The organism is Streptomyces sp. MUM 2J, from assembly GCF_022414535.1.
In the GTDB taxonomy this organism is placed as follows: Bacteria; Actinomycetota; Actinomycetes; order Streptomycetales; family Streptomycetaceae; genus Streptomyces.
In genome coordinates this window covers 70,089-83,376 of the sequence record NZ_JADWYM010000031.1, presented here as the reverse complement: position 1 = coordinate 83,376, position 13,288 = coordinate 70,089, and the positions used below count along the sequence as shown (strand labels likewise).

The 13,288-nt window shown below is 72.2% G+C and carries 10 protein-coding genes; 3 read left to right on the top strand and 7 right to left on the bottom strand.

From position 1 onward, the window contains the following. Positions 1 to 1,259: ATP-binding protein (locus I3F54_RS22945; RefSeq protein ID WP_240120731.1), on the bottom strand; the 1,259-nt coding region annotated here is incomplete at its 3' end. Positions 1,260 to 1,353: 94 nt separating this feature from the next. Between I3F54_RS22945 and I3F54_RS22940 the strand changes: the two genes are divergently transcribed. Continuing rightward, positions 1,354 to 2,436, top strand: coding sequence for a M12 family metallopeptidase (locus I3F54_RS22940; protein ID WP_240120730.1), 1,083 nt, complete (start codon positions 1,354 to 1,356; stop codon positions 2,434 to 2,436). A 699-nt stretch (positions 2,437 to 3,135) separates the two neighbouring features. Here the strand turns inward: I3F54_RS22940 and I3F54_RS22935 are convergent. Further along, entirely contained in the window at positions 3,136 to 4,308 is a 1,173-nt protein-coding gene (locus I3F54_RS22935; RefSeq protein WP_240120729.1) for an FAD-binding oxidoreductase, read from the bottom strand. A 171-nt stretch (positions 4,309 to 4,479) separates the two neighbouring features. On the opposite strand from I3F54_RS22935, the gene I3F54_RS22930 reads away from it, so the two are divergent. After that, positions 4,480 to 5,397 carry a LysR family transcriptional regulator gene (locus I3F54_RS22930; RefSeq protein ID WP_240120728.1) on the top strand — a complete coding sequence of 306 codons (918 nt, stop codon included), beginning with the start codon at positions 4,480 to 4,482 and terminating at the stop codon, positions 5,395 to 5,397. 182 nt (positions 5,398 to 5,579) lie between these two features. Here the strand turns inward: I3F54_RS22930 and I3F54_RS22925 are convergent, their stop codons facing one another. The 3 genes from I3F54_RS22925 to I3F54_RS22915 form a co-directional block, all read right to left on the bottom strand. After that, positions 5,580 to 7,115 (bottom strand): aldehyde dehydrogenase family protein, encoded by a 1,536-nt coding sequence (locus I3F54_RS22925; protein ID WP_240120727.1) that lies wholly within the window; start codon positions 7,113 to 7,115, stop codon positions 5,580 to 5,582. A 40-nt stretch (positions 7,116 to 7,155) separates the two neighbouring features. Continuing rightward, the gene (locus I3F54_RS22920) at positions 7,156 to 8,325 is read right to left on the bottom strand and encodes an FAD-binding oxidoreductase (protein ID WP_308373813.1); all 1,170 of its coding nucleotides are present in this window, start codon (positions 8,323 to 8,325) and stop codon (positions 7,156 to 7,158) included. Between the two features lie 566 nt (positions 8,326 to 8,891). Further along, positions 8,892 to 9,059: an ATP-binding cassette domain-containing protein gene (locus I3F54_RS22915; RefSeq protein ID WP_275676653.1), complete on the bottom strand. Its 168-nt coding sequence runs from the start codon at positions 9,057 to 9,059 to the stop codon at positions 8,892 to 8,894. Between the two features lie 515 nt (positions 9,060 to 9,574). On the opposite strand from I3F54_RS22915, the gene I3F54_RS22910 reads away from it, so the two are divergent. Next, a complete protein-coding gene (locus tag I3F54_RS22910) occupies positions 9,575 to 10,516 on the top strand; it encodes a LysR family transcriptional regulator (protein ID WP_240120726.1) in 942 nt (313 codons plus the stop codon). Positions 10,517 to 10,630: 114 nt separating this feature from the next. Here I3F54_RS22910 and I3F54_RS22905 read toward each other — a convergent pair whose 3' ends face one another. Both I3F54_RS22905 and I3F54_RS22900 read right to left on the bottom strand, forming a co-directional pair. Then, the gene (locus I3F54_RS22905; RefSeq protein ID WP_240120725.1) at positions 10,631 to 12,037 is read right to left on the bottom strand and encodes a 2-oxoadipate dioxygenase/decarboxylase family protein; all 1,407 of its coding nucleotides are present in this window, start codon (positions 12,035 to 12,037) and stop codon (positions 10,631 to 10,633) included. A 5-nt stretch (positions 12,038 to 12,042) separates the two neighbouring features. Beyond that, positions 12,043 to 13,191 carry a Glu/Leu/Phe/Val dehydrogenase dimerization domain-containing protein gene (locus I3F54_RS22900; RefSeq protein WP_308373810.1) on the bottom strand — a complete coding sequence of 383 codons (1,149 nt, stop codon included), beginning with the start codon at positions 13,189 to 13,191 and terminating at the stop codon, positions 12,043 to 12,045. Between the last annotated feature and the right edge of the window lie 97 nt (positions 13,192 to 13,288).

The window sequence follows — 13,288 nt, the reverse complement described above, 5'->3', positions numbered from 1 at the left end:
GCACCGGCGGGGGCCAGCGGGTCACAGCCCCCCGCCGGTGCCGGCGGCCGGCCCGACTGGGCCGAGGCCAGGGCCAGTTCGGCCCGGCAGGCGGGGTCCCCGGGCGCCCGGCGGGCCCAGGACGCGGCGTCGCCCAGCTCGCCGCGCAGACGGGCGAAGCGGGCGCGTACGGCGGCGTACCCGGGGGGCACGGGCAGGTCCTCGGTCAGGAGCCACTCCCCCGCCGGGGTCGGCAGGTCGCGTACGTCGCACTCGTCGATGCGGTGGGCCAGTGCGGCCGTCTCGGCCTTCAGGGCGAGTTCGCGCTCCTCGGGGCCGGGGTCCAGGCGGCGGGCCCGCAGCCGGCCGGCGGTGGCGCGCAGCACCGGACCGTGCAGGGGGTGGACGAGGCGGACGGCGCCGGCGGCGTCCACCTCGATCAGGCCGTCGGCCTCCAGGCACTCCAGTGCCCGCAGGTCGAGCAGGTCGGCGTCGAGCGGGGCCGGTTCGGCGAAGGCGAGGCGGTCCAGCGTCTCGCGCTCGACCGGGTGCGCGCGGTCGAGGTGGGGCGCGGTGCGCTCGCGGACGGCGGCCGTCACCGGCAGGGGTCCCCGCCAGGCATGCGTGCCGCTGTCCGGTTCCGGGACGAGCCGTCCGCTGCCGCGCACCGCGTCCAGCAGGTCGCCCAGCAGCCGCAGGTCGCCGTGCGCGAGCCGGTGCAGGCGGTGCGCCGTGAGGGAGTCCGGGGCCGTGTCCCCACTGCCGATCAGCCGGGCGGTCTCCTGCCGGGTCAGGGGCTCAAGGGCCAGGCGCGGCAGGAGTTGCCCGGTCCACAGCCGGCGGATCGCGTCGGGCGCGGGGGCGCCTGCGGCGGCGACCAGCAGGAGCCGGGTGCGGCCGTGCGCGGCGAGCTGGTGGATCAGGGCGGCCGAGGCGTCGTCGAGGAGATGGGCGTCGTCGACCAGCAGCAGCCGGGTGCCGGACAGCCGCCGCAGCGCCTCGTGCAGGGAGACGGTGCCGGGCAGCAGGTGGGCGAACGCGGCGTACGGCGTACGGCGGGTCGCGGGTGTACCGGTCACCTCGGCGCAGTCGGTGCCGCGGACGGCCTCGGCGGCCAGTCGGGTCTTGCCGCAGCCCACCGGGCCGGTGACCACCAGTCCGGGACGGCCGGCGGCCAGGCACCGGCGGGCGAACTCCAGTTCCTCGTCCCGGCCGGTGAACGGCCAGGGCGCGTCGGAGGTGTGCGGGCGGCCGGGGGGCGTCACTAGCGCAGTCGTCACAGTGTCAGGAGCACCGGTGCTCATCCCTGATACAGGGCGACTTGAGTAGACCTCGACTCAGGCGCCCGGACGCCCGCCGGGGCAGCCTGGGCGCATGACCGCTCGCTACTGCTCGCTGCCGCAGCAGTCGGTCCCGGCGTTCGCGCCCGGGCTGACCGCCGAGCGGCTCGGCGCGCTGGCGGCCGGGCGGCGCAGGTGGGTCAACGGCACGATGCTGCATTACCACTTCTTCGACGCCGGGACGGACGCCTCGGTGATCCGCGTGCCGGGGACCGGGCGGACCCGCCGCGTGCCGTGGACCGGCTCCCCGGAGCAGCGGGAGGTGGTGCGCGACGGCTTCCGCGCGTGGCAGGACCTCGGCATCGGGATCGGTTTCGCCGAGGTCGCCGACCGCTCCGAGGCGGAGTTGCGGATCGGGTTCCAGCAGGGCGACGGCTCCTGGTCGGCGGTGGGCCGGGAGGCGCTGCGGATCGGAGTGAACGAGCGGACGATGAACTTCGGCTGGGATCTGACCGCCGCCGGGGGGCACGGGACGGCCCTGCACGAGGTCGGTCACGCGCTCGGCATGCTGCACGAGCACCAGAGCCCCTTCGCCGGCATCCACTGGGACGAGGAGGCCGTCTACGCCGACCTCGCGGGCCCGCCGAACTTCTGGAGCCGGCAGACGACGTACGGCAACATCCTGCGCAAGCTCGACCCGGCCGAGGTCAACGGCTCGGTGTGGGATCCGCTGTCCATCATGGAGTACGCCTTCGGGCAGGGGCTGATCCTGGAGCCGGAGCAGTTCCGCGGGGGTGTCCACCCGCCGGGCGCCCTGTCGGCGCTCGACAAGGAGTACGCGTTGCGCTGGTATCCGCCGGCCGGCTCGCAGGTGCCGCCGCTGGTGCCGTTCCGCTCGGCGCCGCTCGCGCTCGGCGCGGGCGAGCAGGCCGACTTCTCGGTGGAGCCGCCGGAGACCCGCGAGTACACCGTGGGAGCCTTCGGCGACGGCGACACCGTCGTCGTGGTGTTCGAGATGCGCGGCGGCGTGCCCCGCTATCTCGCCGGCCGGGACGACGGGGGCACCCCGCGCAACGCCACGATCAGGGCCCGGCTCGTCAAGGGCCGCCGCTATGTCGTCCGGGTGCGCCTGTACTCCTGCTGGGGTTCGGGCGAGATGGCCGTCATGTGTTGGTGACGGCATGTCACGGGGGCACCCGGACGTCCGGACCACGGTCCGGCACCGGGGGAAGGGCCGCGGACGCCGCCGCCGGGGGAAGGTGTCGCTCAGACACCGAGGCGGTGCCCGCGGCCCGCACCGGGTGCGTGGTCGCGCCCCCGGTGCGGACCGTGCGGGAGACCCCCGGGACCCCCGGGTCCGCCGCCGACGGCGCGGCGCGTCCGGGCCCGTGGGGACGCAGACACGCGGACACGGGCACCACCGTCGGCGCCGCCGGGTGCGGTGACCTTGCGCGCGACCGTGCACGGGGCGGGGTCGCGGAGTCGTCCGGCGGGCGAGGCGAGGGAGAATCGAGCGTTCGAGCCGGCTCCGTGGCGCAAGCAGGTGAGGAAGACCGCGCGGGTGGCTTCGACGGCCTCTTCGTCGTCGGCTTCGGTGGCCGCCGCCAAGACCGAAGAGACGCTCGCCGGTGAGGGGCGTGCGGGCGTGGAGGTCGCCGCCCTCCGGGACGGTGACGCCGATGTTCCGGAGAGCGGCGCGAGCACGGGTGCGCAGGTCGTCGGTGAGGGGCTGTGCCGTGCTGGTCGTGGTGGTCCTTGCCAGTGTGGGGGTCGGCCGAGGGGGTCGGTGAGATCCGGTTCGTGAGCGCCCGGTCAAGGAAGTTCGCCCGCTCCCGGGTCTGGAGGGCGCGGGGGTCCAGTACGTCTCGATCGGGGTTCACACCACGTGGACTTCGGGGCGGATCTCGGCGCCGTGGCGGAACCGGTCGACGCTGAGCGGGGAGATGTCGGTGACCGGCTCGCGCTCCAGGTAGAGGTCGCGCAGGATCTCTCCGACCGCGGGCGCCTGGAGGAAGCCGTGCCCGGAGAACCCGGCGGCGTACAGGAAGCCCGGCAGCTCGACGGAGCGGCCGATCAGCGCGTTGTGGTCCGGCGTGACCTCGTACAGGCCCGCCCAGCCGCCGACGGTCTTCATGTCGGCCAGGGCCGGGGCGCGGCGGCGGGCGGCGGTACGGAACAGCTCCAGCCATTCCGGGGTCCAGGTGGTGTCGAACCCGTCCTTCTGGGCGGGGTCGGCCAGGCCGAACAGCAGACCGTCGTCGCTGTTGTGGAAGTAGGCGGACGATGAGAAGTCGATGGTGAACGGGATACGCGGAGCGGGCGGCGTGAGCGGCGGGGTGAACGCCAGCTGCCGTCTGACGGGCCGGACCGGGAGGCCGACGCCGACCATGTCACCGATGTGCGCCGACCAGGCTCCGGCCGTGCAGATCACGGTGGAGCACGCGATGCGGCCGTGGCCGGTGTGCACGCCGGTGATGCGGTCTCCGGCCGTGTCGATGCCGGAGACCGCGGTGTGGGTGGCGATGCTGACACCGGCCCGGGCAGCGGCCCGCGCATAGCCCCGGATGACCAGTCCGGGGCGGGCGTGTCCGTCCGCCGGGGAGTACACGGCGGCCACGAGGCCATCGGTGCTGACGTAGGGACACAGACGCCGGGCGTCGTCGGGACTGATCATGCGGCTCGGCACGTTCAGGCTGTTCTGGAGTTCGACGCCGGCCTCGAAACTGCTCGCCTGCTGCTCGCTGTCGAGCAGGAAGAGGTAGCCGACGGAGTCGAGTTTGATGTCGCCGCCGGGCCGGTGGGGGAACTCCTGGTAGGCACGCAGGCTGCGGTGGCCCAGCTCGATGTTGAGCGGGTCGGAGAACTGGGCACGTACGCCGCCGATCGGCTTGCCCGAGCTGCCGCAGCCCAGCTCGCCGCGCTCGACGACGACGATGTTCTTCACCCCGGCCTCGGCGAGGTGGAAGGCGGTGCTCGCACCCATCGCACCGCCACCGATGATCACGACATCGGCGGTGGCCGGAACGGTACGGAAGGCGGAGGAGGACAACAGACCACTCCCTTCCAGGGGCCACCCCGTCGGACGGGCGAGTCCGTTTCCGAGAGTGGCGGGGCTGACAGTACAGAGCGACGCCGATCAGCTGTCTGTGTGTCATCGTGCAGCAACCCCACCGTTGACGTCTATCAACGGTTCATGCTTCCAATCTTTTAGAATTCCTATATGGAATGGACGAGTGCGCAGCTGCGTTCGCTGGTGGAACTGACCAGGCGCGGCACCATCACTGCGGTCGCAGACGCCCTGGGATACTCCCCCGGCGGGGTCTCGCAGCAGATCAGCGCACTGGAGAGGGCCACCGGTATGCAACTGCTGCGGCGCGTGGGGCGCCGCGTGGAACTCACCGACGCCGGGGCGACCCTGGCGGTGCACGCCGAGCGCATCCTCACGACGGAGGACGAGGCCGTCGAGGCGCTGGAGCGCACCCGCAACGAGGTCTCCGGGACGCTGCGGATCGGGCTCTTCGCCACGGCCGCCGCCGAGATCCTGCCGTCGGCTCTGCGCCGGGTGCGCAGGCTGCATCCGGGCGTGACCGTGCGCAGCCGGGACATGGACGTGGACGAGGTGTACGACGCGGTCGCCGGCGGCAGCGTGGACCTGGCGCTGGGGCTGGACTACCCGGACGTACCCATCCCGCGAGATCCGTCCCTGCGGGTGAGGGAACTGTCCAGGGAACGCTTCTCGCTCGCGGTTCCCGCCGGAGCCATGCCCGGCCGGACCAAGGTCTCGCTCGCCGACACCGAACACCTGGGATGGATCCTGCCGTCGGCCGGCAGCTACTACGGCCGCGCCGTGCTCACCGCCTGCCGCCGGGCCGGTTTCGAACCACAGGTTCTGCACGAGGTGACGGACACGGCTGCCACCCTGGCCCTGGTCGAGGCCGGCGTCGGGGTCAGCGCGGTGACGGATCTGATGCTCCGGCTGCGTCCGTCCGGCCTCGATGTCCTGGAGCTCCACGAGACGATGGAGCGGCACATCGTGGTGGTGTTCCGCTCCTTCGCCGAGCACCGCCCGACGGTGGCAGCCCTGGTCGACGTCCTGCGGGCCTCCGCGGGCCGGCACTCACCCGCCGCCCATGAGTGAGCAGCGAACGGGGAGCACGCTCCTGGTCGCGCGAGGCGGGGCAGGAGCCCCCTGGCCTCCGGGATGAATGTTTGCGGCGTTGCCGGCGTGGTCATGTCCGGCCACCCCAGCCGTCCCGCAGCACGTGGGCTGCAGCCCGGGTGATCGGCGGCAGCCCACGCGCGGGGTGGGGGTCCGACCTGTCAGATCGAGAAGTCGACCCCCTGTGCGAGAGGGAGTTCACCTGAGTAGTTGACGGTGTTGGTGGCGCGGCGCATGTACCCGCGCCATGCGTCGGAGCCGGACTCGCGGCCGCCGCCCGTCTCCTTCTCACCGCCGAACGCGCCGCCGATCTCGGCACCCGAGGTGCCGATGTTGACGTTGGCGATGCCGCAGTCCGAGCCCTCGTCGGAGACAAAGATCTCCGCCTCCGCCTGGTCGCGGGTGAAGAGGGACGAGGACAGCCCTTGTGGGACGGCGTTGTTGAGCGCGATGGCCTCGTCGAGGTCGTCGTAGGTCAGCACGTACAGAAGCGGGGCGAAGGTCTCCACGCGGACGACGTCCGTCTGGGCCGGCATGCGCACCAGGGCCGGCTGGACGTAGTACGCGTCCGGGGCCTCGCCCGTCAGTTCGCGGCCGCCGCCCACGACGACCGTGCCGCCCTCGGCGGTGGCCTGCCCGACGGCCGCGACCATCGTCTCGTACGCGGTCTTGTTCACCAGCGGGCCGACCAGGGTGCCCGCGGCCATCGGATTGCCGATCGGCAACCGGCCGTACGCCTCGACCAGCCGCTCGGTGAGTTCGTCGGCGATGTCGCGGTGGGCGATGACGCGGCGCATGGTGGTGCAGCGCTGTCCGGCCGTGCCGGCCGCCGCGAAGACGATGCCGCGCAGGGCGAGGTCCAGGTCCGCCGAGGGGGCGACGATGCCGGCGTTGTTGCCACCCAGTTCCAGCAACGAGCGGCCGAAGCGGTTCGCCACCCGGGGGCCGACGGCGCGGCCCATCCGGGTCGATCCGGTCGCGCTGACCAGCGCGACGTCGCGGTGATCCACCAGAGCCTCACCCACCGCCGGGCCACCGACCACGACCTGGCTGACATCGCGCGGCGCGCCCGCCTCCGTCAGCGCCCGGTCGAGCAGCGCGGCACTCGCCCACGCGGTCAGCGGCGTCTGCTCGGACGGCTTCCACACCACTGTGTCGCCGCAGACCAGGGCGACGGCGGTGTTCCACGCCCACACCGCGGCGGGGAAGTTGAAGGCGCTGATGACGCCCACCACGCCCAGCGGGTGCCAGGTCTCCATCAGCCGGTGTCCGGGCCGCTCGGAGACGGCGGTGCGGCCGTAGAGCTGGCGGGAGAGGCCGACCGCGAAGTCGCAGATGTCGATCATCTCCTGCACCTCGCCCAGCGCCTCCGAGGTGATCTTGCCGGCTTCCAGGCTGATCAGTTCGCCGAGGTCGGACTTGTGCACGGTGAGCAGGTCACCGAAACGTTTGACCACGGCCCCGCGCGCCGGGGCGGGGATCTTGCGCCAGGCCAGGAACGCCTCCTGGGACCGGGCCACTACCTCGTCGAGACCGGCGGGCTCGCACCAGGCGACGCCGCCCAGCGAGCCACCGTTGACCGGCGAGCGGTGCGGGGCGTCGCCGCCGACGGCGGTCACGTCCACGCCGCAGCGACGGGCGGCCTCCAGTGCCTGGGCGCCGAGGACGTCGGGGCCGGGGATGCGGTTGAGGGTCATGGGTGGACCAGCTTCCTTCAGGGTTGTACCGGACAGAGGTCTAGACGATGTTGAGTTCGGGCCGCACGTCCGTGCCCGTGAACCGGTCCGCGCTCAGCGCGCTGACGTCCACGAGGGGGCTGGAGCCGGTGTAGAGATCGCGCAGCACCTCGCCGACCGCGGGTCCCATGAGGAACCCGTGCCCGGAGAAGCCCGTCGCGTACAGGAAACCGGGCACCTCCGCCGAGCGGCCGATCATCGCGTTGTGGTCGGGCGTCATCTCGTACAGGCCCGTCCAGCCGCTGGCGATGCCGACTTCACCGAGCGAGGGGACGCGCCGCTCCATCACCTCGGCGAGGTCGGCGAGCCACTCAGGATCACGGGTCAGGTCGAAACCCCAGGAGTCGGTGCGCTCGGACATGCCCATGAGCAGGCCCTTGCCCTCGTTGTGGAAGTAGAAGGAGGTCGAGAAGTCGATGGTGAACGGGGTGTCGGGGGCCAGCCCAGGCACCGGTTCGGTGATCACGACCTGCCGGCGCAGCGGCTCGACGGGCAGCGTCACCCCCGCCCACGCACCGACCTGCTTGGCCCAGGCACCGGCGGTACAGATGACAGTGGTGGTGCGGATGGTGCCGTGCTCGGTGTGCACGGCCGTGATCTCCTCGCCCTGCGCGTCGATCCCGGTGGCTGCGCACCCGGTGACGATGCGGGCGCCTGCGCGGCGGGCGGCGGTGGCGTATCCGAGCACCACCGATTCCGGGGTGCAGTGACCGTCGCGGGGCGAGTACAGCGCGCCCACCATGCCGTCGGTGTCGATCAGCGGGGAGAGCTGCCTGGCCTCGGCCACGTCGATGAGGCGGCTCGGCACGCCGAGGGCGTTCTGCAGCTCGGCGTTCCTGGCGAAGGTGTCCAGGTCCTCCTCGTCGTCCAGGAGGAAGAGGTAGCCGACCTGGTGGAGGTCGATCTCCTGCCCGAACTCGGCGCCGAAGCGCTCGAAGGTCTCCAGGCTGTGCAGCCCGAGCTTGATGTTGATCTCGTCGGAGAACAACGCCCTGACCCCGCCGGCCGCCTTGCAGGTCGAGCCCTCGCCGAGGGCACCGCGCTCCACGAGTACGACACGTTCGACGCCCGCCGCGGCGAGGTGGTACGCGGCGCTGAGCCCCATGATGCCGCCTCCGATGATGACGATGTCGGCCGTGTCGGGCGGCACGTGGCGTGCTGTGGTGGTCACGGGTTCCTCCGGTTCGTGATGCGGTGGGCGTCCGGCCGGCTGCCGGGTCGCCCACCGGTGGCGGGGTGTGGCCCTCGGCCGGTCGGGCCGACGTCGTGCGGTGGCGTGGCGGGGCGACTGCGCCGGGCCGCGCGCCGGGCGTGCCTGCGAGCAGGTCGGCGACCTGTCTGCCGGTGCCGGGAGCGTACCTGGGCATTTCGGGCGAAGGGCGGTCCGGCCGTCCGCCCCTCGCGCTGCCGGTCCATCGTGCGTCTCACTGGTCAGCCGCCGATCAGACGGGGCTCGCCGGGCTCGGCGGCGGACTCGTCCAGTCCGTTCGCTTTCGGGATCTCTGCCGGTCGGCCGTCTCCGCGCAGCTCGGCGATGTCCTCGTCGGGCGCCGTCAGCAGGTCCGTGCCGTTCTGCCGGACGGGGAAGGTCGACTGCGCGCCCCTCGGCGGAGGCGGCGACCTCCTTGAAGGGTTCGGCGACCTTCACCTGCAGGTCGTCGCCGACGTTGTACACGCCGGATCCGTAGCTGTCCACCGCGACCTCGATACGGCCGGCCTCCACGTCCTGGTACATGTTCAGTCGAGGCAGCGCAGCAGGGTGCTCTTGCCGGCACCGCTGGGTCCGATGACGGCCGCGACCTCGCCCCGGGCGACGGACAGGCTGGCATCGTCGAGAACCACGTGATCTCCGAAGTGTGTACGCAGTGAGCGCACATCGATCACGGACTCGGTCACGGTGTTCATCAATGGTTCTCCTCGCGGCGAAGACAGGGCGGGACCATGAACGGCGGTCGCCTCGGCACGACCGCCCGTCGGACACGGGCCTGAGAGCGGCCCGGTTGTCCGGGGAGGGTCGACGGCGCCGGTGGACCACCGGGCATCGGCTCTCTTCGTCACCGGCTCCGTCGCGATCAACGCGACTGATGTCCGACGAGCCACATTGCCCGAATGATGACTCTTCAGGAAGTGGCTCAAGACGCAGGAAGAATTACGCTGCGACAAGTGATGCTTGGGCTGGGTGTGACGGGCTCGGCAGAGCGGTGAGAGAGTCTTCGGGTGCAGGAATCAGTTCGTGAAGCCGCGCCCCAGTGCCCCTGTTACACCCATGTTCCGGCAGGGAAAACGCCGGGTAATCGGGGTTGTATCGATCACCGGTGCCGGGGCCACGCTCGCTGTGCGCGCGTATGCGAGCGTGGTGACCGCGGCAGGAGAAACAGCCTCGACCTGGGCTTGGCGCGAGCCGGAGGTTAGTGTTCCTTATGCTCAATCCCATCCATCTGCATACCCTGCAGGCGGTGCTGCGCACCGGTTCGTTCGCCGACGCGGCCCGTCAGCTCGGATACACCGGCTCGGCTGTCTCCCAGCAGATGTCCGCACTCGAACGGCAGGTGCGCACCCCTCTCTTCGAACGGGGCGCGCACGGCGTCCGGCCGACGCCGGCGGCCGAGTTCATCGCGGGGCGGTCCCTTGAGGCGCTGGGCAGTCTGCGGGCTCTGGAAGACGACGTCGCGCTGCTGCTCGACGGCGTGGTGGGTCGGCTGCGGCTGGGCAGCTTCCCCACCGCGAGCGAGCGTTTGCTGCCCCGGGCGCTGTCGGCGTTCACCACCGACCACCCGCAGGTCGAGGTGCAGCTCGACGAGGGCGAGCCGGCCGAGTTGCTGCCGATGATGGAGAGCCACGAGCTGGACATCGTGTTGGTCTACCAGTACGGGTCGGTGCCCCGGCGCTGGCCGCGGGGCCTGTGCGCGGAGAAGTTGCTCACCGAGGATCTGCTGCTGCTCACCCCCACCGGCCATCCGCTGACCGGCGGCAGCGAGTGGCCGTCGATCGAGCTGCTGGCCGAGGAAACCTGGATCAGCACCCGATCCGGTACGTCGGCCGCCTCGATGCTGCGCCGGCTGTGCGCGGCGGCGGGGTTCGAGCCGCTGGTGGCGTACCACAGCAACAACTACGCCGTGTTGCAGGGCCTGGTGGCCGCCGGGCTCGGCGTGGCAGTGGTGCCGGCGCTGGGCTACACGCCCGGCCCGGGGGTCTCCTGTACCCCGCTCGCCCATCCGGACGCCTACCGTCAGGTGGTCGCGCTGCGCTCACCGGCCACCACCGAGGGGGTGTGGAGGACCATGCTGACCGCACTGCACGCCTCCGCCCGCGAAACCGCGGTCGACGCCATCGGTATCACCGCCACCTCGGCGACGTCGTGACGAAGCGGGCGGCGCGCGCCGCGGAGAGGAGGCCGGCACGGTCGCGCGCGGTCTCCCGGTCACCCGCCACGATCACCGTCACGGGATCGACGGGACCCCGCTCATGGGCACCCCCTACGTGTGCGAGGCCGACCGGGGCGCGGCACCGAGTTCGCCGAGCACCGCCCTTAGTGACGCCTCGCTCTCGGCCCGGTACAGCTCCTCGGGCACATGGATCTCGCGGCCGATGGCGCCGGAGAGCCAGGCCATGTCGCGGTCGGCGCCGCCCTGGTCGGCGTCCACGCGGCCGCCGCCGGTGAGGTTGGAGGCGAAGATACCGGCGGCCGAGCGGGGCAGGAAGTCCTCGTAGACGATGGGCTCCGGATCCACCCAGCCGCCCGACGTCAGCTCGGTGGCGGACGCGGTGGCCGGCGGCGGGCCGACCGGGCGGTCCTCGCGGACGCGGTAGGTGAAGAAGGCCAGCCCGCGCTCGGCGAGTTCGCGCTCGGTTCGCGGCATGCTCTCGCGCCACACCTCGGCGGCGACCTCCTGGTGGTCGTGCTCCGACCGGGCGGCGCTGCGCTCGTCCACGGTGGCCACCAGCCGGTCGTACAGGTCACGGCCGGCCGGGGTGAGCGCGATACCGCGCGCCTCGACCTCGCCGAAGCGCACCCGCAGTTCGCCGTCGCGGACGCCGCCGTCCGCCCCGCGGAAGCGGCGCGGCTCCGACAGGGCGCGGAAGGACGTCTGGCGCAGCAGCACGTCGGGGCCCTCCCAGCGCGGCGGGCCCTGGACGCGGTCGATCATCACGATGCCACGGCGGCTCATGTCGGCGTAGAGGTCGTCGATGTCCAGCACGCGCGGGGTGAGGTGGTTGATGTGGGTCGACGTGACACCGCCGATGTCGGCGGCGACGTCGGAGACGCGCTCCAGTTCGGTGTACCAGGCCCGGTCGATCGGTTCCGGGGAGAGCGCGAAGGCGGCGGCCGCGAGGGTGAGGAAACGGCCGGCTTCGGTTTCCTCCAGACCGCCCTTGGCCTCGGCGCGGTCGGCGAGGGAGAGGAGTTCGTCGTCGAAGAGGCGGCGGTTGCCGATGAAGGTGCGCAGCCGTCCTGCGAGGTCGTCGTCGAAGAACCGTCGGTCCTCGGGCACCAGCATCGAGGTGAAGACGCGGAACGGGTTGCGGGCCAGCTCGGCCCGGTCGGTGGGGCGGAAGGCGGTGGAGATCACCGGGATCGGCCGCGGGTGGGCGTCGCGCAGGTCGTAGAAGCCGGTGGGGTGCATACCGAGCGCACCGAAGATCCGCGCCACCTGGGCCAGCTCGGCGGGACTGCCGACGCGGATGGCGCCGTGCCGCTCGGCGGTGACGCGCTCGATGGTGCCCAGCCGCTGGGCGGCCTCGGGGTCACGCCGCATGACCCGCTGGTTCACCTGGTGCGAGACATCGACCAGCGTGGTGTACGCGGGCACTTCCGTGCCGTAGAGCGTGGACAGGCGTGCCGCGAAGCCGGCCCGCAACTCGGTGGAATCGACGAAGCGCATGGGTTTCACCTTCCGGGGTCGTACTGGCCGCGCAGCCGCATCGCCTCGCGCACCCGCTCCTGGGCGAGCAGTTGGGCGGCGTGGTGTGCGGGTACGTCGTGCCGCGCGCTCTCGGCGAGCACGGTGGCGGCGTTGGCGCGCATCTTGGCGGAGATCATGGGGAAGACGTCGTCGGGGTCGACGGTGAAGGGCGAGTAGCGGGCGTCCATGGAGTGTGCGGCGGCGACGATGCCGCCCGCGTTGGCGATGAAGTCGGGTACCAGGGCGATGCCGCGCTGGTGCAGCACGTCACGCGCGGCCGGGGTGGTGGGCAGGTTGGCACCCTCGACGATGAGGCGTACGGAGGTGGTGCCGGCCCGGTCCTTGTCGATGACGTCCTCGCGCGCGGCCGGGATGAGAATGTCGGCGTCGGCGGTGAGCACGGCATCGGTGCCGACGGCGCCGCCGTACTCCAGCACGCAGTCGTCGCCGTGGACTGCGCGCAGCTCCGCCAACCGGGGTATGTCCAGCCCGCCGGGGTCGAGGACGGCGCCGCGCGCGGTGGACACGGCGACCACGACCGCGCCCAACTCGGCCAGTCGGCGTGCGGTGGCCAGGCCGACGGCGCCGAAGCCCTGCAGTGCGACGCGGGCGCCGGCGACGGTCATCCCGATGCTCTGGGCGGCGGCGTCGGTGGCCTCCGCGACGCCGTATCCCGTCACACCCAGCTCGTCGTAGGGCAGGCCGCCGAGCGCGCGCGGCAGACCGACGGCGGCGCCGCGGTCGCCCAGCTCGTCCAGGAAGATCGCCGCGTCGGTCTCGTTGAGGCCCATGTCGAGGCCGAAGACGTACTCGCTGGGCACCTCGTTGGAGAGGGCGCGTGCGAAGGCGCGCAGGACGCGTTCCTTGTCCGGGGAGTTCGGGTCACCGAGGATGCCCGCCTTCGCCCCTCCGTGAAAGAGGTCGACCGCGGCCCACTTCCAGGTCATGGCCCGTGCCAGCCGCGCGACTTCCAGCACGCGCAGGCCGGGACTCATCCGCGTGCCGCCCTTGCCCATGCCACGTGCGGTGTTGTCGAGGACCAGGACGCCCCGCATCCCCGTCCGGCGGTCGGAGACACAGACCACTTTCTCCGGGCCCCATTCGTCCATGAGGTCGAAGGTGTCGTTCGGCAAGGTTGCACACTCCTCGGGCGTTCGGCGAGAGCTTTCATGATTGCCGTCTCGTACCGGCCGGGACAGGGGGCCCAGCACACGGTTGTCGCAGGTGACC